This is a genomic window from Chloroflexia bacterium SDU3-3 (assembly GCA_009268125.1).
Taxonomy (GTDB): domain Bacteria; phylum Chloroflexota; class Chloroflexia; order Chloroflexales; family Roseiflexaceae; genus SDU3-3.
In genome coordinates, this window is the sequence record WBOU01000007.1 from 319,073 (window position 1) to 345,385 (window position 26,313).

Annotated in this window: 22 protein-coding genes, 2 tRNA genes and 1 other RNA gene; 14 read left to right on the forward strand and 11 right to left on the reverse strand. The window is 67.8% G+C overall.

Translation table 11 applies throughout. The features are described from left to right. Window positions 1-150: 150 nt before the first annotated feature. On the forward strand, window positions 151-1,017 hold the full coding sequence (gene mtnP, locus F8S13_14230; protein KAB8142707.1) for an S-methyl-5'-thioadenosine phosphorylase: 867 nt from the start codon (window positions 151-153) through the stop codon (window positions 1,015-1,017). 39 nt (window positions 1,018-1,056) lie between these two features. Here the strand turns inward: mtnP and F8S13_14235 are convergent, their stop codons facing one another. Beyond that, a complete protein-coding gene (locus tag F8S13_14235) occupies window positions 1,057-1,326 on the reverse strand; it encodes a hypothetical protein (GenBank protein ID KAB8142708.1) in 270 nt (89 codons plus the stop codon). Between the two features lie 164 nt (window positions 1,327-1,490). Between F8S13_14235 and F8S13_14240 the strand changes: the two genes are divergently transcribed. Genes F8S13_14240 through gatA form a run of 3 tightly spaced genes read left to right on the forward strand, consistent with a single transcriptional unit; the run spans window position 1,491 to window position 5,307 of the window. Next, window positions 1,491-2,393, forward strand: a complete 903-nt coding sequence (locus F8S13_14240; GenBank protein KAB8142709.1) for a glycosyltransferase family 2 protein — start codon at window positions 1,491-1,493, stop codon at window positions 2,391-2,393. A 25-nt stretch (window positions 2,394-2,418) separates the two neighbouring features. Beyond that, window positions 2,419-3,807, forward strand: a complete 1,389-nt coding sequence (locus F8S13_14245) for an undecaprenyl-phosphate glucose phosphotransferase (protein KAB8142770.1) — start codon at window positions 2,419-2,421, stop codon at window positions 3,805-3,807. Window positions 3,808-3,849: 42 nt separating this feature from the next. Continuing rightward, on the forward strand, window positions 3,850-5,307 hold the full coding sequence (gatA, locus tag F8S13_14250; protein KAB8142710.1) for an Asp-tRNA(Asn)/Glu-tRNA(Gln) amidotransferase subunit GatA: 1,458 nt from the start codon (window positions 3,850-3,852) through the stop codon (window positions 5,305-5,307). 62 nt (window positions 5,308-5,369) lie between these two features. On the opposite strand, the gene F8S13_14255 is transcribed toward gatA, so the two are convergent. The 5 genes from F8S13_14255 to F8S13_14275 form a co-directional block, all read right to left on the reverse strand. Continuing rightward, window positions 5,370-5,870, reverse strand: coding sequence for a peroxiredoxin (locus F8S13_14255; GenBank protein KAB8142711.1), 501 nt, complete (start codon window positions 5,868-5,870; stop codon window positions 5,370-5,372). A gap of 268 nt (window positions 5,871-6,138) precedes the next feature. Then, window positions 6,139-6,789, reverse strand: coding sequence for an alpha/beta hydrolase (locus tag F8S13_14260; protein KAB8142712.1), 651 nt, complete (start codon window positions 6,787-6,789; stop codon window positions 6,139-6,141). Between the two features lie 22 nt (window positions 6,790-6,811). After that, a complete protein-coding gene (locus F8S13_14265; GenBank protein ID KAB8142713.1) occupies window positions 6,812-7,255 on the reverse strand; it encodes a GNAT family N-acetyltransferase in 444 nt (147 codons plus the stop codon). After that, window positions 7,252-8,724 carry a DUF3459 domain-containing protein gene (locus F8S13_14270; GenBank protein ID KAB8142714.1) on the reverse strand — a complete coding sequence of 491 codons (1,473 nt, stop codon included), beginning with the start codon at window positions 8,722-8,724 and terminating at the stop codon, window positions 7,252-7,254. The genes F8S13_14265 and F8S13_14270 overlap by 4 nt, the downstream gene beginning before the upstream one ends. Window positions 8,725-8,789: 65 nt before the next feature. Then, complete coding sequence (locus F8S13_14275; GenBank protein ID KAB8142771.1) at window positions 8,790-10,166, reverse strand: LytR family transcriptional regulator; 1,377 nt, start codon at window positions 10,164-10,166, stop codon at window positions 8,790-8,792. A gap of 501 nt (window positions 10,167-10,667) precedes the next feature. Between F8S13_14275 and F8S13_14280 the strand changes: the two genes are divergently transcribed. The 6 genes from F8S13_14280 to holA all read left to right on the forward strand — a co-directional run bounded on the left by F8S13_14280 (window position 10,668) and on the right by holA (window position 13,263). Beyond that, window positions 10,668-11,177 carry an HNH endonuclease gene (locus F8S13_14280; protein KAB8142715.1) on the forward strand — a complete coding sequence of 170 codons (510 nt, stop codon included), beginning with the start codon at window positions 10,668-10,670 and terminating at the stop codon, window positions 11,175-11,177. Window positions 11,178-11,199: 22 nt separating this feature from the next. Next, a tRNA-Ile gene (locus tag F8S13_14285) sits at window positions 11,200-11,272 on the forward strand. 80 nt (window positions 11,273-11,352) lie between these two features. Further along, a tRNA-OTHER gene (locus F8S13_14290) sits at window positions 11,353-11,424 on the forward strand. 115 nt (window positions 11,425-11,539) lie between these two features. Further along, window positions 11,540-11,917, forward strand: a complete 378-nt coding sequence (locus F8S13_14295) for a hypothetical protein (protein ID KAB8142716.1) — start codon at window positions 11,540-11,542, stop codon at window positions 11,915-11,917. A gap of 191 nt (window positions 11,918-12,108) precedes the next feature. Then, a non-coding RNA gene (gene ssrS, locus F8S13_14300) (6S RNA) lies at window positions 12,109-12,276 on the forward strand. A 27-nt stretch (window positions 12,277-12,303) separates the two neighbouring features. Then, complete coding sequence (holA, locus tag F8S13_14305) at window positions 12,304-13,263, forward strand: DNA polymerase III subunit delta (GenBank protein ID KAB8142717.1); 960 nt, start codon at window positions 12,304-12,306, stop codon at window positions 13,261-13,263. Between the two features lie 61 nt (window positions 13,264-13,324). Here the strand turns inward: holA and F8S13_14310 are convergent, their stop codons facing one another. Further along, entirely contained in the window at window positions 13,325-13,597 is a 273-nt protein-coding gene (locus F8S13_14310) for a 30S ribosomal protein S20 (protein ID KAB8142718.1), read from the reverse strand. A gap of 160 nt (window positions 13,598-13,757) precedes the next feature. Between F8S13_14310 and murJ the strand changes: the two genes are divergently transcribed. Further along, window positions 13,758-15,320: a murein biosynthesis integral membrane protein MurJ gene (murJ, locus tag F8S13_14315; GenBank protein KAB8142772.1), complete on the forward strand. Its 1,563-nt coding sequence runs from the start codon at window positions 13,758-13,760 to the stop codon at window positions 15,318-15,320. 57 nt (window positions 15,321-15,377) lie between these two features. Here the strand turns inward: murJ and F8S13_14320 are convergent, their stop codons facing one another. From F8S13_14320 to F8S13_14335, 4 genes are all read right to left on the reverse strand, one after another. Further along, a complete protein-coding gene (locus F8S13_14320) occupies window positions 15,378-17,936 on the reverse strand; it encodes a diguanylate cyclase (GenBank protein ID KAB8142719.1) in 2,559 nt (852 codons plus the stop codon). Between the two features lie 237 nt (window positions 17,937-18,173). Next, entirely contained in the window at window positions 18,174-19,055 is an 882-nt protein-coding gene (locus F8S13_14325; protein ID KAB8142720.1) for a J domain-containing protein, read from the reverse strand. A 940-nt stretch (window positions 19,056-19,995) separates the two neighbouring features. After that, window positions 19,996-22,362 carry a beta-glucosidase gene (locus F8S13_14330; GenBank protein ID KAB8142721.1) on the reverse strand — a complete coding sequence of 789 codons (2,367 nt, stop codon included), beginning with the start codon at window positions 22,360-22,362 and terminating at the stop codon, window positions 19,996-19,998. Next, entirely contained in the window at window positions 22,359-23,405 is a 1,047-nt protein-coding gene (locus F8S13_14335) for a LacI family transcriptional regulator (GenBank protein ID KAB8142722.1), read from the reverse strand. Before F8S13_14335 ends, F8S13_14330 begins: the two co-directional genes overlap by 4 nt. Window positions 23,406-23,834: 429 nt before the next feature. Here F8S13_14335 and F8S13_14340 point away from each other — a divergent pair, with 429 nt between their 5' ends. From F8S13_14340 to F8S13_14350, 3 genes are read left to right on the forward strand one after another with little or no spacing between them, the layout of a single operon-like run. Then, on the forward strand, window positions 23,835-25,088 hold the full coding sequence (locus F8S13_14340) for a glycosyltransferase family 4 protein (GenBank protein ID KAB8142723.1): 1,254 nt from the start codon (window positions 23,835-23,837) through the stop codon (window positions 25,086-25,088). 12 nt (window positions 25,089-25,100) lie between these two features. Next, window positions 25,101-25,595 (forward strand): acetyltransferase, encoded by a 495-nt coding sequence (locus F8S13_14345; GenBank protein ID KAB8142724.1) that lies wholly within the window; start codon window positions 25,101-25,103, stop codon window positions 25,593-25,595. Then, entirely contained in the window at window positions 25,592-26,263 is a 672-nt protein-coding gene (locus F8S13_14350) for a histidine phosphatase family protein (GenBank protein ID KAB8142725.1), read from the forward strand. Before F8S13_14345 ends, F8S13_14350 begins: the two co-directional genes overlap by 4 nt. Window positions 26,264-26,313: the final 50 nt, after the last annotated feature.

Consider the following 26,313-nt stretch of genomic DNA (forward strand, 5'->3'; position numbering starts at 1 on the left):
GCAATCTTCTTTGCGCTACGAACTATTGGGATTCAGCTGCTCGCCTCCCACCTCACTGGGGTGCGGCGATTTTTATACCGTGTGTAAGGTATATCTGCTCGCTGGCCAAACGGCGTTTGGTGCGTCAAACTATTTGCAGGAGAAAAGACCATGACAGAGGCTACGATTGGGGTGATTGGCGGCAGCGGGCTGTACGCTATGCCGGGGCTGGCCGATGTGGAGCAGGTGGCGCTGCAGACGCCCTTCGGGTCGCCGAGCGACACCTATGTGGTGGGCACGCTGGGCGGGCAGCGCGTGGCCTTCCTGCCGCGCCACGGCTTGGGCCACCGCCTCACGCCCAGCGAGGTGCCCAGCCGCGCCAACATTTTTGGGTTCAAGCAGCTGGGAGTAAAGGCGCTGATCGCGGTGAGCGCGGTGGGCAGCCTGCGCGAGGACTACGCCCCAGGGCAGCTGGTGGTGCCCACCCAGCTCTTCGACCGCACCAAGGGCATCCGCCCGGCCAGCTTCTTTGGCGAGGGCATCGTGGCCCACGTGCCCTTCGACAAGCCCTTCGACCCCGCGCTCTCGGCCATCCTGTTCGAGGCGGCGCAGCGGGCCGGGGCGGCGGTGCACTTCGGCGGCACCTACACCTGCATGGAAGGGCCGCAGTTCTCGACCTTGGCCGAGAGCGAGGAGAACCGCCGCGCTGGGTTCGACCTGGTGGGCATGACGGCCCTGCCCGAGGCCAAGCTGGCCCGCGAGGCCGAGATTCCCTACGCCATGTTTGCCATGGTCACCGACTACGACTGCTGGCACCCCTCGCACGACGCGGTGACGGTGGAGATGGTGGTGGCGACCATGCACAAGAACACCGCCGCCGCCCAGCAGAGCATCGCCCAGGCCATCCCCGCCATTGCGGCTGGCTTCGACAGCCCGGCCTACCACGCCCTGGCCGGGGCGATCATGACTGCGCCCGAGGCCATTCCGGCGGAGCGCAGGCAGGCGCTGGCGCTGCTGGTGGGCAAGTACCTGGGCTAGGCCGCCCTGGCCAGCAGCGTCCGCCGTGGTGCTGCTGGCCTACGCCTCGGGCCGCTCGGCCTGGGGCTGCAGCGGCTCGGGCGCGGTGAACACAGTGGCGTAGTGCAGCAGCCAGTAGATCGCGGCGGGCAGCACCCCGCCCAGCAGTGCGGCCAGCATCCACCAGCGCGGCCCGACCATGTGCGTGGCCAGGCCGCGCTGCTCGCGGGCCGATGCGTCGCGCGACACGCCTGCGGCGAAGGCGATATGCAGCAGGATGGTGGCCACTCCCCAGATGAGTATGATCAGCAGCGTGATGCTATTTGACATGATGGTCCTCGCTCAATCCAGAATCCATAGTAAGGTACGATGTACGAATCGCTCGGTTTCACCCCTGCCCGTCCCAATGCGCCGCGCGCCTGCAATCAGCTGCCAGCGCCCGCCATGAATGATGGTATAATGCCCGCCAGATATGGATAGATGGAGAGCGGCGAATGCCCACGCTGGCAATAGTCATCGTTAACTACAACACCCGCGATCTGCTGCGCGACTGCCTGCGCTCGCTGGATGCCCACCCCATGGCCACGCAGGTGACCACCTGGGTGGTGGATAACGCATCCGCCGATGGCAGCCCCGCCATGGTGGCCTCCGAGTTCCCGCACGTGCGCCTGATCGCCAGCCCCACCAACGGCGGCTACGCCTACGCCAACAACTTGGCCCTGAGCGAGGCCCTGGCCGACCAGGCCAGCCAGCCTGACTATGTGATGCTGCTGAACAGCGACACCGTGGTGCCCGAGGGCGCGGTCGACGCGCTGGTGGGCTATATGCAGCAGCACCCCGCCGTGGGCGCGTGCGGCCCCAAGCTGCTGCTGGCCAGCGGCAAGCTTGATCTGGCCTGCCGCCGCTCGTTCCCATCGCCAGCGGCCTTCGTGTACCACGCGGTTGGCCTCTCGAAGCTCTTCCCCTCCAGCCCGCGCTTTGGGGCCTACAACATGACCTACGCCGACATCGACCAGGAGCTAGAGGTGGATGCGGTGGTGGGCGCGTGCATGCTGGTGCGCACCGCCGCTGTGCGCGATGCCGGGCTGCTGGATGAGGCGTTCTTCATGTACGGTGAGGATCTGGACTGGGCCTACCGCATCAAGCAGTACGGCTGGAAGATCATGTATGTGCCTGCGGCGGTGGTGCACCACTACAAGCGGGCGTCGAGCAGCCAACGCCCCATCCCATCCATCCGCGCCTTCTACGATGCGATGCGTATTTTTCACCGCAAGCACTATGCGGCCACCACGCCCGCGCCGGTCAACTGGATTATTGAAGCTGGCATCACACTGAAGGAGGCGTGGAGCCTTGGCAGTAACCTCCTCCGCCCCGCCGCAGCCCGCCGTGTCGGCTAGGCGGGTGCCGCTCTGGGTGCGGCGTATGGCGCTGCTGGCTGCGGCTGTGGGCTGCGACACGCTGGCGGTAAATGCGGCCCTGATCGGTGCCTACAGCTGGCGCTACAGTGTGGGCGATCTGAACGATCTCACCTTCCCAGATGACCCGCTGACCATCCCGCTGTTCCTGGTGCTGATCAATGTGGTGTTCATGGCCACCTTCATCGGCACCGGGCTGTATGTGCTGCGGCGCGGCGTCTCGCGCGTGGATGAGATGTTTAAGGTGGTGGTGGCGCTGTCGCTGGGCATGTTTGGCGCGCTGGTGGTCAACTCGTTCCTCACCGCGCCAGTGCCGCTCACCCCGGCGCTGATCGCGATCTGCTGGGGCAGCGCGGTGCTGGCCACGGTGCTGCTGCGGCTGTTCTACCGCACCCTGCTCTACGCCCTGCGGCGGCGCGGCTTCGACTCGCGGCGCGTGGTGATCGTGGGCGCGCGCGAGCCTGGCCAGGTGATCGCCGAGACGATCGCCCGCTCGCCCGAGCTGGGCTACCACGTGCAGGGCTTTGTCTCCAACAGCGCCGAGGTCGGCTCGCTGGTGCACGGCATCCCCGTGCTGGGCCGCCCCGATGTGCTGGGCGAGGTCATCCGCGACGCCCAGGCTGACGAAGTGATTATCGCGCTGTCGGGCCGCTCATCCGCCGAGGTGATGGATATTGTGGCGCTAGCCGAGGACGAGGCGGTGGAGATCAAGATCTACCCCGACGCCTTCCAGCTGATCATCAACCCCGAGGTGACGGTGGGCGACCTGAGCGGCCTGCCGCTGCTGCCGGTGAAGAACGTGGCGCTCGACAACCCGATCAACCGGGCTATGAAGCGCGCGCTCGACATCGTGTTCTCCAGCGTGGTGCTGCTGCTGCTCTCGCCGGTGATGGTGCTGATCGCGCTGCTGGTGCGGCTGGAGTCGCGCGGGCCGGTGTTTTTCATCCAGGAGCGCGTGGGGCTGGATGGCAAACCCTTCCCGACCATCAAGTTCCGCACCATGCGCTCCGATGCGCCGCAGATCAGCAACTGGACGGTGGAGAACGACCCGCGCATCACCACCATCGGGCGCTTCCTGCGCCGCTACTCGCTGGATGAGCTGCCGCAGTTCATCAACGTGCTGCGCGGCGAGATGAGCGTGGTGGGGCCGCGCCCCGAGCAGCCGCGCTGGGTCGAGGAGTTCAGCCGCAGCATCCCGCGCTATGTGCGCCGCCACCGCCAGAAGGCCGGCATCACCGGCTGGGCCCAGGTGAACGGCCTGCGCGGCGACACCAGCATCGAGGAGCGCACGCGCTACGACCTCTACTATGTGGAGAACTGGTCGCTGCTGTTTGACATCAAGATTATCATAAAGACGGCGGTGGGCGTCTTTACCGGAAAAGTCAGCGGGTACTGATCGCTTCCCAATGCGGGTTTGAATAGAGTGCGAGGAGCACGCATGGCAGAACTATATCATCTGACGATCGCCGAGGCGCGAACGCTGCTGGATACGGGCAAGGTCTCCTCCGAGGAGCTGACGACGGCATTTCTGTCGCGCATCGAGGCGGTGGAGCCGAGCATCCGCGCCTTCCTCCAGGTCACAGGCGATCAGGCGCTGGCCCAGGCCAAAGCCGCCGACGCCGAGCGCATGGCGGGCGCGGCGGTCGCGCCGCTGCACGGCATCCCCCTGGGCATCAAGGATGTGATCTCGACCAAGGGCGTCACCACCACCTGCGGCTCGAAGATCCTGGAGAACTATGTGCCGCCCTTCAACGCCACCGTGATGGAGCGGCTGAATGCGGCGGGCGCGGTGATGCTGGGCAAGCTGAACTGCGACGAGTTCGCGATGGGCTCCTCGACCGAGAACAGCGCCTTCGGCGTGACGCGCAACCCCTGGGACACCGAGCGCGTGCCCGGCGGCTCGTCGGGCGGCTCGGCGGCGGCGCTGGCGGCGGGCGAGGCCATGGGCACCCTGGGCACCGACACCGGCGGCAGCGTGCGCCAGCCCGCCGCGCTGTGCGGCATCACCGGCCTGAAGCCCACCTATGGCCGCGTCTCGCGCTTCGGCCTGGTGGCCTACGGCTCCTCGCTCGATCAGATCGGCCCTATGGCCCAGACCGCCCGCGACTGCGCCATCCTGCTGCAGGCCACGGCGGGCCACGACGAGCGCGACGCCACCACCGCCCAGGTGGCCGTGCCCGACTACCTGGCGGGCCTGACAGGTGATGTGCGGGGCCTGCGCATCGGTGTGCCCAAGGAGTACTTTGTCGAGGGCATGCAGCCGGGGGTGGAGTCCACCGTGCGCGCCGCGATCGAGGCGCTGCGCGAGCGCGGTGCCGAGGTGGTGGAGGTCTCGCTGCCGCACACATCCTACGCGTTGCCGGTCTACTACATCATCGCGCCAGCCGAGGCCAGCGCCAACCTGGCCCGCTTCGATGCCGTGCGCTACGGCCTGCACGAGGAGGGCGCGGACTACTGGCAGACCCTGGCGCAGTCGCGCGGCGCGGGCTTCGGGCCCGAGGTGCGGCGGCGCATCATGCTGGGTACCTACGCGCTCTCGGCGGGCTATTACGATGCCTACTACAAGCGTGCCCAGCAGGTGCGCACGCTCATCCGCCGCGATTTCATGCAGGCCTTCGAGCAGGTGGATGTGATCGCCACGCCCACCTCGCCCTCGGTGGCTTTCAAGATCGGCGAGAACACCGACGACCCGCTGGCGATGTACCTGGAGGATGTCTGCACGCTGCCGGTGAGCCTGGCTGGCCTGCCCGGCCTGGCGGTGCCCTGCGGCTTCTCCGACGGGCTGCCGGTGGGCATCCAGCTGGTCGGCAAGCCCTTCGACGAGGCCACGCTGTTCCGCGTGGGCGACGCCTACCAGCAGATCACCGACTGGCACACCCGCCGCCCGCAGCTCTAAGGTGCGGCGCGCGGCCCAGACAAGCGGCGCGGGGAGCGAATCCCCCGCGCCGCTTGTTGCGCCTACCCTTCGGCGGCGAGCTGCTGCACGATCGCCAGCGCCTCATCCACGTGCTTGCCGAAGTTGAACATCGAGTTGAAGATGTGCCGCACCACGCCCCGGCGGTCGATCACATACGTCACCCGCCCCGGCATCACCCCGAACAGCGCGGGCACACCGTAGAGCCTGCGCACCGCGCCGCCTGCATCGCTCAGCAGCACAAAGGGCAGCCGGTGCTTGTCGGCAAAGGCCTGGTGCGAGTCGCTGGTGTCGGTGCTGATGCCCACCACCTCGGCCCCGGCATCCTGGAACACCGCGTAGCTGTCGCGGAAGGCGCAGGCCTCGGCGGTGCAGCCCGAGGTGTTGTCCTTCGGGTAGAAGTACAGCACCACCACGCGCTGCCCCAGCAGCGCGCTCAGCGCCACCGGCTCGCCCGACTGATTGGGCAGCGTAAAATCTGGTGCGCGGTCGCCAACCTTCACTGGCCCCTCGGCCACCTTCCCGATGATCTCGTTCGCAGACATAGCTCCCCCAGCCGATTTCAAAGGGTTCTCTACGCTCGTTGCGCTTTAAGCTCACCATTATACTCCGCTTTGCGGCGGCGCTTTTTTACCACGGGGCTTCTTTACCACGAAGACGCGAAGGTGCGAAGATTTTTTACCACCAAGACACCAAGACACCAAGATTCGGCAGAATGGTTTTGCAATAAAACCATGCTAGCTACGAGCTAGCGAGGGGTTCACCGAGGAAAGAGGGGGCCGTGCTCCGCCCGGAGCACGGCCCTGCCGCCAGCTAGCCTAGCCGCGCGCGCAGCCAGCCCACCACCGCATCCAGGCTGGCCGCGCTCACCTCGTGGCCCATGGGGAACTCGTGGTAGGCCAGGTCGACCGGCAGCGCCGCGAACACCTCGCGGCTCTGGCGACCGTGGCGGATGGGCAGCACATCGTCGTACACACCGTGCACGATCAGCACCGGCCTGTGGGCCAGCGCCGCCGGGTCGGCGGGGGCCATGTCGGGGGTGGCGCTGCCGCTCATCAGCGCCGCCCCGGCTAGCATGTCGGGGCGGGCCAGCAGCGTGGCCGCGCTCATGATCGCGCCCTGGCTGAAGCCCAGCAGGTACACCGGCCCGCCCTGGGGCTGGTAGGCGGCCTGGGCCTCGGCCACCAGCTGGATGACCCGCTGGCGCGCGGCCTGCACATCCTCGGCGCTGAAGCGCACGCCGTCCTCGCGCCAGTCGAGCGGGAACCAGGCGTAGGCACCCTGCCCCAGCGCGATCGGGGCGCGCACCGATACCACGGTGTAGCGCGGGTCGATGTAGGGCGCGAGGCCGAACAGGTCGCGCTCGTTGGAGCCGTAGCCGTGCAGCAGGATGAGCAGCGGCGCGGCCTGGCTGGGCTGGGCCGCGCGGGCGAGGTGAAAGAGCGAGAGCTGTGGCTGTGTCATGGGTTCTCTTCTATTGCTAGGGTTACTCCAGCGGCAGCCGCAGCGCCACGGCGTAGTCGCCGTAGCCGCAGCGGCGGTAGAGCGCCTGGGCGTCGTCGTTGTCGTCGCCGGTGAGGATCACCACCTCGGCTGCGCCGCGCTGGCGGGCCAGGGCGTGGGCGGCCCGCAGCAGCGCCGTGCCCACGCCCCGGCGGCGCTGGCTCGGTTCCACAAACAGGTCGCTCACCTCGGCGTAGGGCGTATCGTCGGACATAAACGGCACCACGCGCAGGCACACGAAGCCCGCAGGCTGGCCGTCGTGCTCGGCCAGCAGCGTGGTCTCCACGCCCGCGCAGGCCCGCAGCCGCGCCGCCATCTGCTCGGGCGCGATGGTGATGGCGCGGTAGTCGGCGTTGAACACCTCGAACATGCGGGCCAGCGTGGCGCTGTCGGCCTCGGTGGCCTCGCGTATCGCGATCTCGCTCATTGTGTGCGCTCCTCTCGCAGCACCGCGCCCTCGCGGGCGGGCAGATCGAGCCGCACCAGCGTGCCCGCCACCTCCGCGCTCGCCGCGCCGTAGAGCGGCGCGAGCGCCGCGCCCTCGGCCAGCAGCCCGAGGGTGGGGATGGCCACGTTGCGTGGCTCCTCGGCGGCGTTCACCGCCACCAGCACGCGCTCTGCGCCATCCTCGCGCAGGAAGGCGTAGACCGCATCGTCGGCGTAGAGCTGGTGGTAGCGGCCCGTGCGCAGCGCCGGGTGGGCGTGGCGCATGGCGATCAGGTGCTGGTGGAAGGCCAGCATGTCGCCATCCCAGGCATCAGGTTCATCCCAGGGCATGGTGCGGCGCGAGTCGGGGTCGAGATCGCCAGCTAGGCCGATCTCGTCGCCGTAGAAGATCGAGGGCGCGCCGGGGTAGGTCAGCAGCAGCAGCGTGGCCAGGCGCACCGTGGCCCTGTCGCCCCCGGCGATGTTCAGCAGGCGCGCGGTGTCGTGGCTGTCCAGCAGGTTCAGCTGGGTCTGCTGGATCTCCCAGTCGTAGAGGCCGAGCAGCCAGGCGATATGCTCGGCGTATTGCGCGGCAGATTTGGGCGGCATGGTCTCGTAGCTCCGGCCCTCCACATTGGCGGGCACCACGCGCGGCCCAGCGGTGTAGGCGATAGTCGCGCCGGTGAACAGGTAGTTCATCACGCCGTCGAACTGGTCGCCCTGGAGCCACTGGCGCGAGACGCCCCAGACCTCGCCCACGATGTAGGCCTCGGGGTTCAGCCGCTTCACGCGCTGGCGGAACTCCTGCCAGAAGCCCGGTGTGCTGATCTCGAAGGGCACATCCAGCCGCCAGCCGTCGATGCCGAACGCGATCCAGTACTCGGCCACCTGCATGATGAACTCGCGCACCTGGGGGTTGTCGGTGTTGAACTTGGGCAGGGCGCGGTTGCCCACCCAGCCCACATAGTTGGCTGGCTGCGCCCCATCGTAGGCGCTCAGCGGCCAGCCCTCGACAAAGAACCAGTCGAGGTAGGGCGAGTGCGGGCCGTGCTCTAGGATGTCGTTAAACTGAAAGAAGCCCCGGCTGGCGTGGTTGAACACCCCATCCAGCACCACGCGGATGCCGCGCTGGTGGCATTCATCCAGCAGGATGCGCAGGGCCTCGTTCCCGCCCAGCAGCGGGTCGATCTTGTAGTAGTCGTGGGTGTGGTAGCGGTGGTTGGATGCCGACTGGAACACCGGCGTGAAGTAGATGGCGTCGCAGCCCAGGGCCTGGATGTGATCGAGGTGCTCGACTACGCCCAGCAGGTCGCCGCCCTTGTAGCCCTCGTTGGTGGGCAGGCTCTCCCAGGGCTGCAGGTTGTTCGGCTTGGGCACCCGCTCGCTCATCGCAAAGCGGTCGGGGAAGATCTGGTAGAACACGGCGTGCTTCACCCAGTCGGGGGTGTGAATGTTCTGCTCGCTGCTCATCTGGCTGCCTCGCTCCTCTGTGTCTCGCGCGAATGCTGCCCCAGGCCTAGCAAGAACAGCGCCAGCTAGCGCCCGCCCAGCCAGGCCTGCTCAAAATCGTTGCCCACCAGCAGTACGATGTCCACGCCCTCGGCCTCGGGCGGGTCGCCGGGGCCGGGGGTGTCGACCACGGCGCTGGCAGGCAGCCCCAGCGCGGCGGCCAGCCGCTGGGCCACCTCGGGCCGCCCGGCGAAGTCGATCAGGCGCGAGGTGTCGCTGGTGGTGATGGCGTTGTCGGGGTTCAGCATCTGGAAGCCCTGGGCGCGCAGGCTCTCGGTGATCTTGGTGGCCACGCCGTCGGTGTTGCTGGCGTTCAGCACCTGGATGCGGGCCGCCGCGCCGCCCGCCGCGCCCGCCGCGCCCTGCCAGCGGGCCACCAGCGCCTCGACATCGGCCTGGTTCCAGTAGAGATCCGAGCCGTCCATGGTCAGCTGGGCGTCGTCGGGGTTCAGGCTGAGCTGCACGATGTGGTCGGGGCTGATCTCGCGGGCCAGCGCGGCCAGCGACGTGAGCGTGGCCGGGTCGCTCAGGGGCAGGGTGGTGCGCACGTTGGCGCTCAGCACATCCAGCCACTTGCTGATCGCGCTGGCGTTCTCGACCAGGCCGCGCGCCTTGATCTGCTGGAGGATGGCGCGCAGCACCATCTGCTGGCGCTTGGCGCGGCCAAAGTCGTCGCTGGAGTGGCGCGAGCGGGCGAAGGTCAGCGCGGTCGCGCCATCCATCACCTGCAGACCGGCGGGCATATAGATGCGCTGCACGCCGTAGTCGTCGGTGGGGTACTCGGCATCCAGCAGGGGCTGCTGAAGGTCGATCGGCACGCCGCCGATCGCATCCACCAGCTGCGCGAACCCGCTGAAGTCGACCTGGGCCACATAGTCGATCTTCACGCCCAGGAACTGCTCCACCGTCTCGGCGGCCAGTGCGCCGCCGCCAGCGTCGGGCGCGGTGCCGCGCCCGTAGATCTGCTCGGCGTTGTTGTAGCCGGTGGCGAAGGCCGTGTTGATCTTGGCCTGGCCCACGTTGGGCACCTGCACAATCGTGTCGCGCGGGATGGAGAGCATGGCGGCGGTCTTCTGCTGCGGGTCCACGTGCACCGCGATCAGCGTGTCGCTGCGCACGCCCTCCTCGGGGTTGGTGCGCCGATCGACGCCCACCAGCAGGATGTTGAAGGGCGCGCCGAGCGAGCCTGCGGCGGGGGCGGCAGCGCCGGGCACGGCGGGCACCGCGCTCAGGCCGGATGGGGCCACGGTGGCGCGGCGCGGGTCATCCTGCTGGATGCGGCCCATGGCGGCGTTGATGCCCGCGATGATGCTGACCATCAGCACGATGGCCACGATCCCCACCACGCCCACCGCAAGCCCGATGGGAAAGACCCGCTTTTTGGCTGCGCGTTTGGCGGCGATCCGCGCGCGGGCGGTGTCCTCGCGCGGCTGGGGCTGGCGGCGGCGTGGTGCTGTTGGCAAGGCGGGCCTCTCACTCTGCTTGAACGGCGGCTGGGCTAGGGGCGATTATACCAGCGGCGGCCATGCCTATCAAGGCTACGCCCGGCCTGAGCTTTCCTGAACCATCCTGAGCAAAATACGACTTTCGGCGTAGCCAAGGGGGTTGACATAGAGCCGGGTACCATGATAGAGTAACCAGCGGATAGAAAGCCGATTGGAGTGAGCAGAACGATGATCTACGCGATATGCAGCACAGCACAAGATTGGGCGCGGGCCGGCAGCCACAGCTTGCCGCAGCTCAGCCTCGGCCTGCCTGCATACGCGAAGCCAACATGACTCGGACCGCACTGCGATGCGTTTTGCCGCTGCGCCGAGCTGGGGTTGCCCCGATCGACGCAGCGGTTTTTTGTTGCCGCGCGCCCAGCCCCAGCCCCTGGCACCTGAAAAGCTCTGAGGGGTGACATCGTGACAGAAGTCCTCGTGCTCAACGCCAGCTACGAGCCGCTGCGGCTCATTCCGGTTCGCCGCGCTATCCTGCTGCTGCTGCAGCAAAAGGCCGAGCTGATCGAGGCCGCCGAGCAGCGCCTGCGATCGCAGGGGGCCAGCTTCGCGCTGCCGGTGGTGGTGCGCCTGCTGCGCTACATCGCGCTGCCCCGCATCCAGAAGCTGGCCTGCACCCGCCGCGCTGTGCTGGCCCGCGACCGCGAGACCTGCCAGTACTGCGGCGCGCAGCCGGGCCGCGCCCAGCTGACCATCGACCACGTGGTGCCGCGCGCGCAGGGCGGGGCCACCACATGGGAGAACGTGGTGACGGCCTGCTCGGCCTGCAACCACCGCAAGGCCAACCGCACGCCCGATCAGGCCAGCATGGCCCTGCGCAGCCTGCCGCGCGAGCCGCGCTACGCCGCCTTTGCCCTGCTGGGCACGATCGAGCAGCACAGCACCTGGCGGAAGTACACCTATGGCCTGTAGCCCCATGCGCTAGCCCCTCTTCTGGCCGGTGGCGCAATGGTGAGCGCAGGTGTCTTATACACACCCGGCTGCGGGTTCGAGTCCCGCCCGGCCAACTACCCACCCTGTCGGTACAACCTACGGCGGCAGCCTGGGGTCACGCGCCCCTGGCTGGCCGCGCTATGCCAAACGCTACCTGGGCGTCGTGCAGCGGTAGTACGCCGCGCCTTGCCGCGCGGGGCTGGTTCAAGCCCAGCCGCCCAGACCAATAGATAGCTCACTACCAGCGCAGAGCGCCACCGAGCCATTGGGTGTCGGTGCCCGCATGCCACAGTGCCCTTTTGCTTTCTCCATCACGCCTGGAAAGGAGGCCGACCTTGGATATGCTCACCCGTATCAGAGCGAACACCGATCTCGTGATCGCGCAGCTTGGGCCGCAGAGCGGAATCCCAGGGTTTGGCCGCAACCGCGAGTCGCTTGCGTTCGTCGAGCAGTTCATCGAGCGCACGCGCTCGTGTGGGCTGGGCAGCGTGGCCCGCGAGAACATGGCTGCGGTGTTCGGCTGCTTCCTCGGCGAGTGCGTGATCGCGGCCTACGGCGGCGAGTGGGAGGAGTACGAGGGCACGTGGTGTGTGCGGTTCGCCAATGGCACCATGGCCTTCCCGTTCGCCAAGGTCTGCAAGCTGGTTGAAAATGGCCTAGAGGGAGGCGATAGCATTGTCTCGTTCTACCGTGTCGTGCCGTTCATCCTCACCCGGTAGCCCTGCTGGAGCGCGCCCGGCGGCCCATGGTCGCCGGGCGCATCGTGCAAAAAGCCTGCCTTCTTCCCTTCGTGCCTTCGCGTCTTCGCGGTATTCGTTCGCTTTTGTCCGCTTGGGGTTTGGTGGGAAAAGAAGCTCCTGGCAAGATCCGCACAAACTTGCGGGATGCCGCGCTCCGTGGTATCATCCCACACGCCCTACGCTGAACGTGGGCGGGCTGTTGTTTCGAGCCAACAGTGTTTCGAAGGGAGCTCTGCTCCAATACAGGATATGCGGCGGGCCGCAGATGCCTGTGGGCGGGCACCCACCTGCTTCTGCAGGTTCGAAACAAACCCGTTCACGGCAGTGTTAGGGTATTTCTTTTTCTTCTACCCGTAGCGCCGCCTATGATCACGCTTCTCCATGGCCCCGACGAGCTGAGCCGCAGCGAGGCGCTCGCCGCCATCAAGGCGCAGTTCCCCGCCGACCTAGCCGACCTCAACACCACCACGCTCGAAGGCAAGAAGCTGAAGAGCGAGTCGCTGATCGCCGCCTGCGAGGCCTACCCCTTCCTGGCCGAGAAACGCCTGGTGATCGTGAACGACCTGCTGAAGAATCAGAAGGCAGGTTCGGAGCGCGATCAGACCAAGGCGTTCTTTGAGCGCTTCCCCGCCACCTGCGACCTGGTGCTGGTGGAGAGCGACGATGTGGACAAGCGCAACGCGCTGTTCACCTGGCTGAAGAAGCAGGCCGAGAAGCGCGCCGCCCACGTGCGCGAGTTCCCGCTGCGCGAGGGTGCCGAGCTGCAGCGCTGGGTGGCCGAGCGCGCCCAGGCGCTGGGCGTGCAGATCGAGCCGCGCGCGGTGGCCAAGCTGATCGAGTACATCGGCGGCGAGAGCAGGCCGCTGGCCAACGAGCTGGCCAAGCTGGCCGCCTATGTGGGCGGCGGCGGCAGGATCGGCGCTGCCGAGGTGGAGCGCATGGTGGCCGATGGGCAGGAGCAGAACCTGTTCGCCTTTGTGGACGAGCTGAGCTTCCGCCGCCGCAGCGCCCTGGCCAGCCTGCGCCACCTGCTGAACGACGGGCAGGCCGCGCAGTACATCCTGTTCATGGTGGCGCGGCAGGTGCGCATCCTGGTGAACGTGAAGGACGCCGCCAACCGCCGCATGCGCCCCGACGAGGTCGCCTCGCAGCTGAAGATGCAGCCCTTTGTGGTGCGCAAGGCTATGGACCAGGTGCGTGGCTTCACCGACGCCGAGCTGCGCGCCCTGCACGACCGCGTGCTGGAGCTGGACCAGGCCACTAAGACCGGGCGCATGGAGGCCGAGACTGGGCTAGAGCTGCTGGTGGCCGAGATCTGCCGCTAGGTTTTTGGGCAAACAAAAAAGGCCGCTTGACGGCCTTCTTGTCCATCGTATAGGGCTGGGCCTACGCCGCGTTGGCGGTGTTGGCCTTCACCTGCTTGGCGACCAGCCGCGACTTGCGGCGGGCGGCGTTGTTGCGGTGGATGATACCCTTCGTCGCGGCCTTGTCCAGCAGGCTGATGGCGGCGCGGACCGCGTCATCGTTGGCCTTGCCAGAGAAGATCAGGGTCTCGGCCTTCTTGATAGCCGTCTTGACCTGCGAGCGATAGGCCAGGTTGCGAACGCGCTTGCGCTCATCCGAGCGAATGCGCTTCTGGGCTGATTTGGTGTTCGCCAAAGTGACGATCCTCCCCTATAATGAGCGCCATTACAAATAGTTTTCTAAAACCAAAGAGCGGCGCTATGCGCCGATGTGTGATTATAGCAGAAAGCATATAGCTGCGCAAATGGCCCCTTCACCTTCCTCCTCGGCGGCATCCGCCGCAGCCCGCGCAACCATGCTGAACACGCTGATTGTTGCTGCTGGCTACTTTCTCAGCCGTGTGCTCGGCATTATCCGCGATATTATTATCAACGCGCAGTTTGGCACGATCTGGCAGATGGACGCCTACCAGGCCGCCTTTCAGATCCCCGATCTGCTCTATATTGTGATCATGGGCGGCGCGCTCGGCTCGTCGTTCATCCCGGTGTTTAGCGGCTTCTTGGGCGGCGAGCGCAGCGACGACGCCTGGCGGCTGGCCAACGGCGTGCTGAATGTGGCGCTGGTGGTGATGGTGGGCATCGCCGCGCTGGTGGCCTGGCAGTCCGAATGGTGCATCCGCCTGATCTACCACGGCTTCTCGCCCGAGAAGTACGCGCTGGCCGCGTCGCTGCTGCGCCTGCTGCTCATCCAGCCGGTGCTGCTAGGCATCGGCGGGCTGGCCAAGGCCACGCTGGAGTCCTTCGACCGCTTCTCGGTGCCCGCGCTCGGCTCGAACCTGTACAACGTGGGCATCATCCTGGGGGCGCTGCTGTTCGCGCCATTCTGGGGCGTCTACGGCCTGGCGGCGGGCGTGATCGTGGGCGCGGTGCTGTTTCTGGCCGTGCAGGTGCCCTCGCTGGTGCGGCTGGGCTACCGCTACGCGCCCAACTTCGATCTGCGCACCCCCGGCCTGCTGCGGATCGGCGCGCTGATGGGGCCTCGGCTGTTCGGCCAGTCGGCGTGGCAGGTGGGCCTGATCATCTCGTCGGGCATTGCCGGGTCGCTGGGTGATGGGGCGGTGCGCGCCAACGCCATCGCGCTGCAGCTGATGATGCTGCCCCACGGCCTGCTGGCGCTGAGCCTGGGCACTGTGATCTTCCCGCGCATGGCCCGCGCCCACTCGGCGGGCGACAGCGCCGCGCTGCGCCGCGAGTCGGTGGGGGCTATGCGCAGCGTGCTCTTCCCGGTGCTGCCCACGGCGATCATCTTGGGTGTGCTGGCGGTGCCGGTTATCCGCCTGCTGTTCGAGCGGCTGCGCTTCGACGCCGCATCCACCGCGCTGACCGCGCAGGCGCTGCAGTGCTACGCGGTGGGGCTGGCCGCCTTCGCCGTGGCCGAGATCGTGGTGCGCACCTACTACGCCATGCAGGACACGCTGACGCCGGTGCTGGTGGGCATCGCCACCGTGGCGCTGAATGTGGCGCTGGCCTGGCTGCTTGTGGGGCGAGGCATGGGCATCGCGGGCGTAGGGCTGGCCTTTAGCATCGCGTCGATCGCCGAGGCGCTGCTGCTGCTGGTCATCCTCTGGCGGCGCTGGGGCACGCTGGATGGCCTCTGGCAGGCCCTAGGAGCGATGCTGCTGCTCAGCGCGGTGTTTGGGGCGGTGCTGCTGGGGCTGCGCTGGCTGTCGGCCCCGCTGCTGCCCTCCATACTGTTGGGCGGCGCGTACCAGTGGCCCTGGGGCTTTGTGCCGCTGGCTGCGTGGTCGGCGCTGGCGGCGGTGCTGGCGGGCGCGTGCTACATGGGGCTGGCGCTGCTGCTGCGGCTGCCCGAGGCGGGCGCGCTGCTGGCCCGCGTGCGGCGGCTGGTGCGCCGCTAGTCCGGGCGAAAAGCAAGGCCGCCGCATCCCAGCGATGCGGCGGCCTTTATGTTGCCGCTAGGCGATCCGCGCGATGGCCTCGGCCACCACCACACAGTCGCGGCCCTGCGCCTTGGCGGTGTACAGCGCGTCGTCGGTGGCCTGCAGCAGCTGCTCCACCGCGCTGGCGTGCTCGGGGTAGGCCGCGATGCCGATCGAGACGGTGACCTTGCCCAGCGGGTAGCCGCCGTGCGACACATGCAGATCGTGCATGCCTCGGCGGATGTCCTCGGCGCGGCGGCGCAGGTCGTCGGCGCTGGCGTTGGGGATGATCAGCAGGAACTCCTCGCCGCCGTAGCGGCAGGCGATATCCTCGGCGCGGATGCTGTGCAGGATGTACTCGCCCACCTCGCGCAGCAGCGTGTCGCCTGCGGCGTGGCCGAAGGTGTCGTTGACGCGCTTGAAGTAGTCGATATCGACCATCATCAGGCCCAGCATACCGCGGGTGCGCTCGGCCCTGCGCAGCTCGCGCTCAAGCGACTCGACCATATGGCGACGGTTGAACAGGCCGGTGAGCGAGTCGCGCACGGCGTCGGCGCGCAGCTCCTCGTTCAGCATCTGGTTGGCGATCGCCAGGGCCAGGTGCTCGCCCACGGTGATGGCCAGCTGCTGCTGGGGGGCAGAGAGCGCGGCGTGCCCGCCGTCGCGCGTGCTGGGCGCGCTCAGCTCCAGCAGGCCGATGACATGCCCCTGGTTGAGCAGCGGCACGCAGATGGTGCTGTTGGGCGTGTGGGTGGCGCAGCTAGCGCAGGCCAGATCGGCGCTGTAGACCTGCGGGCGCTTGCGCTCGATGGCCTTGCAGCCGCTGCAGGGCTGGCGCTGCGCGGGCGTGCTGCCGCCCCATAGCATCATCAGGCCGAGCGAGGAAGATTGGCCATGGCAGAGGTAGAGGGCCCCCGAGGAGCCAGGGAACAGCTGCTCGGCGAAGCGCGCCGCCACGTGGCACGACTCCACCACATTCTGGCTCGACTGGAGCATCTCGCTCATCTGGCTGAGCGTGGTCAGCTCGCCGGTGCGCTGCTCCAGATCGCGCACCGAGCGGGCCAGCTTGGCGTTGGCGGTGTAGAGCGCCTGCTCGATGTGCTTCTGGTGGGTCACATCGGTGATTACGCCGTCGTACCAGCAGATCTGGCCGCTGGCGTCGAAGGCGGGGCGATTCTGATCGCAGATCCAGCGGATGGAGCCGTCGGCGTGGAAGATGCGGTACTCCAGCGAGAGCGGCAGCGCGCCGCTGCGCTGGGCCGAGAGCGCCGCGCTGACAAAGGCGCGGTCCTCGGGGTGGATGAGGTCGAAGAGCTCGCGGCCCTCTTTCACGAACTCCTGCGCCGAGTAGCCGGTGATCCCCTCCACCGCCGCGCTGATGAACATCTCCGACCAGTTGCTGGCCCGCGCGCGGTAGATCGCGCTGGGCACATTGGCCACCAGCGAGCGGAATCGGGCCTCGGATCGCGTGGTCTCCTCGATCAGGCGGGCGTTGGCGATGCCTAGCGAGGCGCAGCTGAGCAGCAGCTGCACCAGCTCAAACTCGATCTCGGTGAACACTCGGGTGTTTAGCCGGGTGACAAAGAACACGCCGAGCGTCAGATCGCGGGCGCGCACGGGGCATGCGATCATGTGCTCGATCGCGGGGCGCTCGCCGGGGGCGTAGAGGCTGCGCGGGTCGTGCTGGGCGTGGTTGACCAGCTGGCTGTGGCCGCTGGCCACGGCGTGGCCGATGATGCCCTTGCCCAGCGGGATGTTCCAAGTGTTGGTGGCGGGGTGCGGCAGGTCTTGGCCCGCCATGGCGTATGGCTCCAGCACGCCAGCCTCGCTGTTCAGCCAGTAGAGGCCAAAGGCGTCGATGGGCACCAGGCTGCGCAGGGCATACTCGGCCTGCTGGAACACAGCGTCGATGGTGGTCGGCTCAAGCATGGCCTGCGAGAGCTGCCAGATCTCGAAGCGCTCGCGCGAGCGCTGGAAGCTGGCCAGCTCGTCTTGGCGCATCAGTTCGTCGTGCGACTGCTGGAGGGCGTGGTAGCGGCGCTCGATCTGGGCGAGCTGGTGCTGATTATAGCGGTGCTGCATCCAGATCATGCTCAGCATGACGGATGATATGACCAGCACCCCGGCGCTGTTGAACAGGCCCACCGCCGTGGGGATGGCCCACTCTTGCAGCGCGATCCAGATCACGAGGGCGATCTGGGCGACTGGCAGCGCTAGCATGCCACGCCCGAAGACTGGGGCCAGCACGGGGATGGCGGTGACCGCCCCCAGCACACTGGTGAGCACAAAGAAGGTTAGCGCCTGCGGCAGCACCCCCACGCCGATCGGGCCGATCGCCATCAGCCCAGCGCTGATCGCCAGACGCGCCGCCGTGAGCAGGCCCTGGCCAAGCAAGATGGTGGCGATCAGCAGGATGCATGCATAGACGAGGATGCCCGATAGCCCGATAACCTCAAGCACGCGCCAGCGCGCATCCCCCAGCGCGATGATCGATGCGCCGATCGCTAGCGCACCCCAAACCTGCCACATGATGAATCGAAGAAAGCTGTGGCGCTCATGGGTGGATTCAAGCGGCGGTTGGGTTGGTGCGAGCATAGCTCTCTTGGTTGAACACACGCTGGTGGCGCGTTGGGCTGCAGCACAGGGCTACCCGCAGGGAGATGCCGAACTCGTTACAGCACGAGGAGAGAGGTGCACCATTGCATCGCAGAAGGTTGTGGACCTGCGCCCTGGCCGAGCCATAACGAAAAGATTACAGGTTTTTAACCATAGTTACATGATTATTTCCTATTATACATCGTAGGTCGGAGGATGTGAACATCCAGATTCGCCCTACGAGCTGCGCAGCGCCCGCAGCTGCTGGAACAGCTCCTTCTCTTTCTCGCTCAGGTTGGTGGGCAGCTGGGCCTCCACCACCACGTACAGGTCGCCGCGGGTCTCGGGGGTGCGCAGCTGGGGCATGCCCTGGCCGCTGACCCGGATCTTGCGCCCGCTCTGGGTGCCTGCGGGGATGGTGAGCCGCACGGTGCCACCGCTGAGCAGGGGCACGCGGGCCTCGCCGCCCAGCAGCAGGGTGTAGATGTCCACCGGGGCGCGGTAGGTCAGGTCGCTGCCGCTGCGCTCGTAGCGCTCGTGCGGGGCGATGCTGACGGTGACGTAGAAGTCGCCGCGCCGCCCACCGCCTGCGCCGGGCATGCCCTCGCCGGCCACGCGCACGCGGGTGCCGCTCTCGGCCCCGGCAGGGATCTTGACCTCGATCCGGCGCTGCTGGCCGCCCACCTGCATGCTGAAGACGCGCACGGTGCCGTGGTAGGCCTCATCCAGCGTGATCTCGGCGGCCTGCTCGACATCCTGGCCATCGATCTTGTAGCCCACGTGGGTGGATGTGGTGGTGCGCCTGCCGCCAGCCGGGCCGCCGCCGCCGCCGAATAGCGTCTCGAAGATGTCGGAGATGTCGACGCCGCCGGGCGCGCCACCGCCGCCGAAGCCACCCGCGCCGCCCACCTGCCCGAAGCGGTCGTACTGCTCGCGCTTCTGCGGGTCGGAGAGCACGTCGTTGGCCTCGTTGATCTCTTTGAACTTGCGCTCGACCTCTTTGTCGCCAGGGTTGATGTCCGGGTGGTACTTGCGGGCCAGCGCGCGGTAGGCCTTTTTGATCTCGCTCTCGCTGGCGGTGCGGCTCACGCCAAGGACTTCGTAGTAGTCGCGTGCCATTGTGCTTGCTCCCTGTGAGCCTATGCAAAAACCCTGCGTGGGCCGGGTCTTTTCGGAAGGATCGTGTACCCGCTATTATACGGAAGCTGCAAAATCTGTGTCAATCTCCAGCGGGTGGGCGGGCGCATGCGATCATTGATGGAGCGGCGGGTCTTGTGCCTGCCCGCGCCGCGTACATCGAGTTGGATTTCGATGCGGGCGGCGCATGGCGATGGGGCGGACACGAGGTCCGCCCCTACACCCGCTGGAAATCATTGCGGGCACCGGGCCGGGGACGATGGCGGCAATGCGTGATGCTTGTCGCCCCCACCCGGCCCATACGGCGAAGGTGCCGCTGGTGTTTTGATGGCCATATGCACCAATACCAGCCGCCAGGGAAGCGCATACGAATGCCTCAAATTGGGGGTTTCGAAGGGGGTGACGCCCCCTCGCGGGGTTCCTAGGGGCAGGCCCCTAGGCGCTGCCCGCGCAGGGCATCCACCAACCAACCAGGAGGAGCCACCATACCGAAAGCGTACCCAAGCCGAATCAACGACAACGCATACTTTTACCAGAAACACCTCGGAAGCCTGTAGAACGTGACACCTCGCGAGGGCGTAGCCCCTTCGCCGCATGGGAAGGGCCTGTGCGAGTTGGGGAAGGGCCTGTGCGAGTTGGGGAAGGGCCTGTGCGAGTTGGGGAAGGGCCTGTGCGAGTTGGGGAAGGGCCTGTGCGAGTTGGGGAAGGGCCTGTGCGAGTTGGGGAAGGGCCTGTGTAAGTTGGGGAAGAGCCTGTGTAAGTCGGGGAAGGGCCTGTGCGAGTTGGGGAAGGGCCTGTGCGGCCTGGCCCATCCGGCGAAGGTGTGAGAAAACGATGGCTGGCCATGATCCAGCCCGCAGCGGTGAGGCTTTGGATGGAAGATGGCCAGCTTTTTCTCAACCTGTGCGGCGCGGCCTGGGGGCTACTCCACCGTCACCGGGCAGAGGAAGACCTTCTCGGCGCGCGGGATGGCGCGGGATGCGCCGGTGATGGTGAAGGCCGACTCGGCGCGGATGTCCTGCGAGGAGCTGCCGACCAGCACGGCGATCTCGCCCGGCTCGACGGCGAACTCCATCTTGCTGTCGTAGAAGCCCAGCTGGCGCACATCCAGGTGGAAGGTCAGGGTCTTGGTCTGGCCTGGCTCCAGGGCCACGCGGGCGAAGCCCTTCAGCTCCAGCACGGGGCGGGTGACGCTGGCGTGGCGCTGGCGGATGTAGAGCTGGGCCACCTCGTCGCCCGCGCGCGCGCCGGTGTTGGTGATGTCCACGCTCACGGCCACGCTGTCGCCCACGGCGGCCTGCTGGCGATCCAGCCGGGCCTCGCTATAGGCGAAGGTGGTGTAGCTGAGGCCGAAGCCAAAGGGGTAGAGCGGCTTGGTGCTCATCTCCACGTAGTCGCCCTTCCAGTGCGAGCGCCCGCCCGAGGGCTTGTGGTTGTAGTAGACGGGCACCTGGCCCACGCCGCGCGGGAAGCTGATCGGCAGCCGCCCGCCGGGGTTGACATCGCCGAACAGCACGTCGGCCACGGCGTTGCCGCCCTCCTCGCCGGGCAGCCAGACCTCCAGGATGGCCGGGACGTTCTCGGCGATCCAGGGGATGGAGAGCGGGCGACCGTTCATCAGCAGCACCACGGTGGGCGTGCCGGTGGCCACGATGGCGCGCACCAGCTCCTCCTGCACGCCGGGCAGGCCCAGCTCGGCGCGGTCGCGCGACTCGCCGCTGGAGCAGCTGTCGGTGAGGCCGGCCTTGTCGCCCACCACCACCACGGCCAGCTCGGCGGCCTGTGCGGCGGCGACGGCCTCGGCGAAGCCCTGGCGGGACTCGTCGCGCACCTCGCAGCCCTTGGCGTAGCGCACGGTGGTCTGCGGGCTGATCTTGGCGCGGATGCCATCGAGCACGCTGACCATAGCCACGCCGCTCTCGGCCAGCTCGACTTTGTCGGGCAGGGTCTGGGGCAGCTGGCCGGGCTGCTCAAGCATCTCCAGCAGCGTCTCGATGTGGGCGGGGTAGGAGTAGTCGCCCATCTGGTGGCGCACGTTGTCGGCGTTGGGGCCGATCACGGCGATCGAGCCGATGGCGGGGCTGATCGGCAGCAGGCCGCCCTCGTTGCGCAGCAGCACCACCGACTTCTGGCCGATCTCGCGGGCCAGGGCGCGCTGGGCGGGGGTGTCGAAGTGGGCCGCGCAGGCGTCGGCATCCACAAACGGGTTCTCGAACAGGCCCAGGCGGAACTTCATGGCCAGCACGCGGGAGACCACCGCATCCAGCAGGCGCTCGCTGACCGCGCCCGCCTCGATGGCCTGGTTCAGCGGCTCGCCGTAGCAGTCGGTGCCGGGCAGCTCGATGTCGATGCCGGCCTCAAGCGCCAGGCGGGCGGCCTCGGCCTTGGTGGGGGCCATGCGGTGGTACTCGTGGATCATCTGCACCGCGAAGTAGTCGGAGACGACCAGGCCGTCGAAGCCCAGCTCGTCGCGCAGCAGCTCGGTGAGCAGCCAGCGCGATGCGGCGCAGGGCACACCGTCCAGCTCGTGGTAGGCGTTCATCACCGAGGCCAGCCCGGCCTCTTTGATCGCGGCCTCGAAGGGCATCAGGAAGACCTCCAGCAGCTCGCGCTGGGGCACGTGGGCGGGCGCCCAGTTCATGCCGCCCTCGGAGACGCCGTAGGCGATGAAGTGCTTGGCGGTGGCCACGATGCCCTCGCGCACATTGTCGGTCTGCAGGCCGCGCACGAAGGCGGTGCCCATGCGCGTCACCAGGTAGGGGTCCTCGCCGAAGGTCTCCTCGACGCGGCCCCAGCGGGCCTCGCGGGTGACATCGAGCACGGGGGCCAGGGCCTGGTGGCCGCCGACCGAGCGCATCTGGGTGCGGATGACCTCGCCCATGGCCTCGACCAGCTCGGGCTGCCAGGTGCTGGCCGCGCCGATGATCTGGGGGAAGCAGGTGCCGCCACGGGCCATGTAGCCGCTGCAGGTCTCCTCGTGGACCATGGCGGGGATGCCCAGGCGGGTGTGCTCGCGCAGGAAGGTCTGGATGGCGTTGGCCAGCTGGGCCGATTCCTCGGGGCGCACGCTGCTGGCCCCGCCGATGCGGGTGATCTGACCGATGCCGTGGGACATAAGGGCCTGGCCTTTGTCGGCGCGGAACTTCGCGCCGTCGGCCAGCTCGTAGACCCAGGCGCTGCCCAGCTGGGCGATCTTCTCCTCGCGGGTCATCTGGGCCAGCAGGTCGCGCACGCGGGCCTCGACGGGCTGGGCGGGGTCGCGGTACAGGGCGGATGTGGTCGTCGTCATTGTCGAATCCCTTCTAGTGGGGCCAGCTCGCCAATGGGCTGGCATGTGGAACGGGTAACGATGCGGGTTGGCACGCTGGCCAGCGCCGGGTCGGGCTGCTCGTCCTGCAGCATCTGGAGCAGCATGATGGTGGCGTTGAAGCCGAGCTGCTGGATGGACTGGTCGACGGTGGTGAGCGGCGGGGTGGCCATGGCCGCCTCGGGGATGTTGTCGAAGCCCATGATCGAGAGATCGTGGGGGATGCGCAGGCCGAGGGCGCGGGCCGCGTCCATCGCGCCCAGCGCGGCGGCATCGCAGGTGGCGAAGATGGCGGTGGGCGGCTGGGGCAGGGCCAGCAGCGCGACGGTGGCGGCGTAGCCGGACTCGCGGGTGTAGTCGCCGGGCTGGGTGAGGCTGGGGTCCACATCCAGGCCGCGCTGGGCCAGGGCGGCGCGGTAGCCCTCCAGGCGGTCGGCGGCGCTCTGGGCGTCCTCGCGCCCGCCGATGAAGCCGATGCGGCGGTGGCCTAGCCCCAGCAGGTGGGCCACGGCATCCTGCGCGCCCTGGCGGTTGGTGGCCACCACCGAGGGCAGGTCGGTGCCGCCGCCGTGGGGGTCGATCACCACGATCTTGGCGCCCTGCTCGAAGCGCGGGGCCGAGGGGGTGACGACGATCACGCCGTCGGCTAGGCCGCCGCTGAGCAGGGCCAGGTGCTCTTGCTCCCAGGCGGGGCGGCTGCGCAGCGGCAGCTTGCCCTTGGTGTAGATCACCAGATCGTAGCTGGATTCCTGGATGGCCTCGCCCACGCCCTTCACCACCTCCAGGTTGAACGGTGCGGTCAGCTCGGGCACCACCAGGCCGATGATGTTGGTGGCCTGGATGCGCATGCTGCGGGCCGCGAGGCTGGCGGTGTAGCCTAGCTCCTCCATCGCCTGGCGCACGCGGGCCGAGGTCTCGGGGGCAACCTCGGCGCGGTTGTTCATCACGCGCGAGGCGGTGGCGATCGAGACCCCGGCGGCGCGGGCGACATCGCGGATGGTGGGGCCAAGCTGTTTCGTGGGCATGGGCGGTTCCTTTTCTAACCGATTATAGCGATGCCGGAAACGTTTTCATCGTACCGTGTTTTTGAATTCTGTCAAGGGGGAAGAAGACCGATTTACCACCAAGACACCAAAGGAGAACCGATTTACCACCAAGGCGCGAAGGGAAGAGGAGAAATGGTAGCGAGTTCGGTCTTGAGCTATCCCAATGAGGTATCTTGGGCAGATGGCCAGCATGGGGCGAGGGCGAAAAAAGCTGGTCCCTCGCCATCTTCTCATATGGTTTGCTCCCTTAGAGTCTTGGTGGTAAAGAACTTGGCGGTATACGTCACCTTTTTGCTTCCTTGGCGTCTTGGAGCCTTGGTGGTAAAAATCTCGTGCCTTCGTGTCTTCGTGGTATTCGTTCTCCCGCGCTTGACCCTATCTGTGTCAGCGCGTACAATCCCCTATGTTATGAACATTGTGCATATCGTCCAGCTCTACCACCCTGTCGCCACTGGATCTGCGCGCTACTTTATCGAGATCAGCGCCCGCCTCGCCGCCGAGGGCCACCGCGTGACCGTGGTGGCCACGGATGCGTATGACCTTGAGCACTTCTGGATGGCGGGCAAGCGCCGCGCCGAGCCGCCCGAGGAGCTGCACCGGGGCGTGCGGATCGTGCGGCTGCCGGTGCGGCGTGCGCCGGGGCCGCCCATCCTCTACCCCGTGCTGCGCCGCCTGATGGTCGAGCTTGGCCGCGTGCCCGGCAGCGCGCCGCTGCTGCGGCGCATGGCCACGATCACCCCGCGCCTGCCCGGGCTGCCCGCGCAGCTGGCGGGCGGGCCGGTGGATCTGATCCACACCACCAACATCACGCTGGATTTTGCGATTGTACCAGCCTGGCGCATGGCGCGCCAGCGCGGCATAGCGTTCTTCTGCACCCCGCTGATGCACCTGGGCGAGCCGGGCGACCAGTCGCTGGCGCGCTACTACAGCATGCCCCACCAGATCGATATGCTGCGCACCAGCGACCGCGTGCTGACCATGACCGACATCGAGCGCGGCTACCTGGCCGGGCGCGGCGTGCCCGCCGAGCGCCTGCGGCGGGTGGGCGTGGGCGTCTCGCCCGACGAGGTGGCGGGCGGCGATGGCCAGCGTTTCCGCGCCGAGCACGGTATCGTTGGGCAAATGGTGCTGGCCATCGGCGCGATGGCGCGCGACAAGGGCACGCCCCACGTGGTGGAGGCGATGCAGCGCCTGTGGGATGCCGGGTCGGATGCCACGCTGGTGCTGATCGGCGCGCCGCTGGAGCACTTCACCGCCTTCTACCAGCAGCTGCCGCCGCAGCACAAGGCCAAGATCGTGCTGCTGCCCTACGCCCCCGAGCAGACCAAGCGCGACGCGCTGGCCGCCGCCACGCTGCTGGCCCTGCCCTCGCGCACCGACTCGTTCGGGATCGTGTTCCTGGAGGCCTGGCTCTACGGCCTGCCGGTGATCGGCGCGCGCGCCGGGGGCATCCCCGACGTGGTGGCCGAGGGCCAGGATGGCCTGCTGGTGCCCTTCGCTGCGCCCGATGAGCTGGCCAGCGCCATCGGCGCACTGCTGGCCGACCCGGCGCGGGCCAGCGCCATGGGCGCGGCGGGCCGGGCCAAGGTGCTGCGCGAGTACACCTGGGACAGCGTCTATGCGCGCGTGCGGGCCGCCTACGATGAGGTGCTCGGCTCGTAGCGCCATGGAGCGATGATGGAGATCAGCTTTCGCCCGGTGGAGCATCGAGATTTCCCACTGCTGCTGGCCTGGCTGGCCAGACCCCACGTGAGGGAGTGGTGGGATAACGGCGACGATACGCTTGAGAAGGTGGCCGCGCACTACGGCAGCCCTAGCGCGGCGCGCTTTATCGCGCTGCAGGGCGAAGGGCGGCCCATCGGCTATATCCAGTACTACCGCGCGGATGCGGATGAGGTCGGCGTCGACATGTTTCTCGGCGAGCCAGAGCTGGTCGGGCGCGGGGTGGGAACGGCCACCCTGCGCGCCTTCCTCGGCCTGGTGGCGCAGCGCGAGCACCCCCGCACGGTGATCGTCGACCCCGACCCGCGCAACGGGCGGGCCATCCGCTGCTACACCAAGGTCGGCTTTCAGCCCGTGGCCACCATCACCAACGATGATGGCCACCCCGCGCTGATCATGCGCCTTGATCTGCGCACGCCGACACCAGATAAGGAAGGGACGACGTGACCAATTTCTACCTCATCCGCCATGGCGAGACCGACTGGAACATCACTGGGCGCTGGCAGGGCCACGCCGACATACCCCTGAACGCAGCTGGGCGCGCCCAGGCCGAGCGCGTGGCCCAGCGCCTTGAGGAGGAGGCCATCCCCTTCGCGGCGCTCTACAGCAGCGATCTGCTGCGCGCCTGGGACACCGCCCGCGCGATCGGCGACATGATCTCGATCGACCCGGTGCCCGTGCCCGATCTGCGCGAGATCGACATCGGCTGGTGGAGCGGCCTGACCCGCGCCGAGATCGCCGTGCGCGATCTGGCCGCGCTTGAGCAGCTCGACGGCGGCGCGGATCTGCCGCGCGGCAACGCCGAGAGCATGACCGATCTCTACCATCGCGCCAGCGCCGCGCTCGATCAGATCGCCGCGCGCCACGCCAAGGGCAACGTGCTGATCGTCGCGCACGGCGGCACCATCCGCGCCCTGATCGAGCACGCCCGCACCGATGGCGAGGCCACCTGGCCCTGGCCCTTCACGCTGGTGGGCAACACCTCGATCTCGATCATCTCGCAGCGCAAGGGGCACTGGCAGCTCCACTCGGTCAACGACACCGCCCATGTCGCACACGACTCGCCAGGGGTGAACTTCCTGCCCCCGGCGCAGGATGATGTGCAGCAGGTATAATATGCCGCGCAGCGCAGATCGCGCGGGCGCGTAGAGCCAGGGGTCTCGAT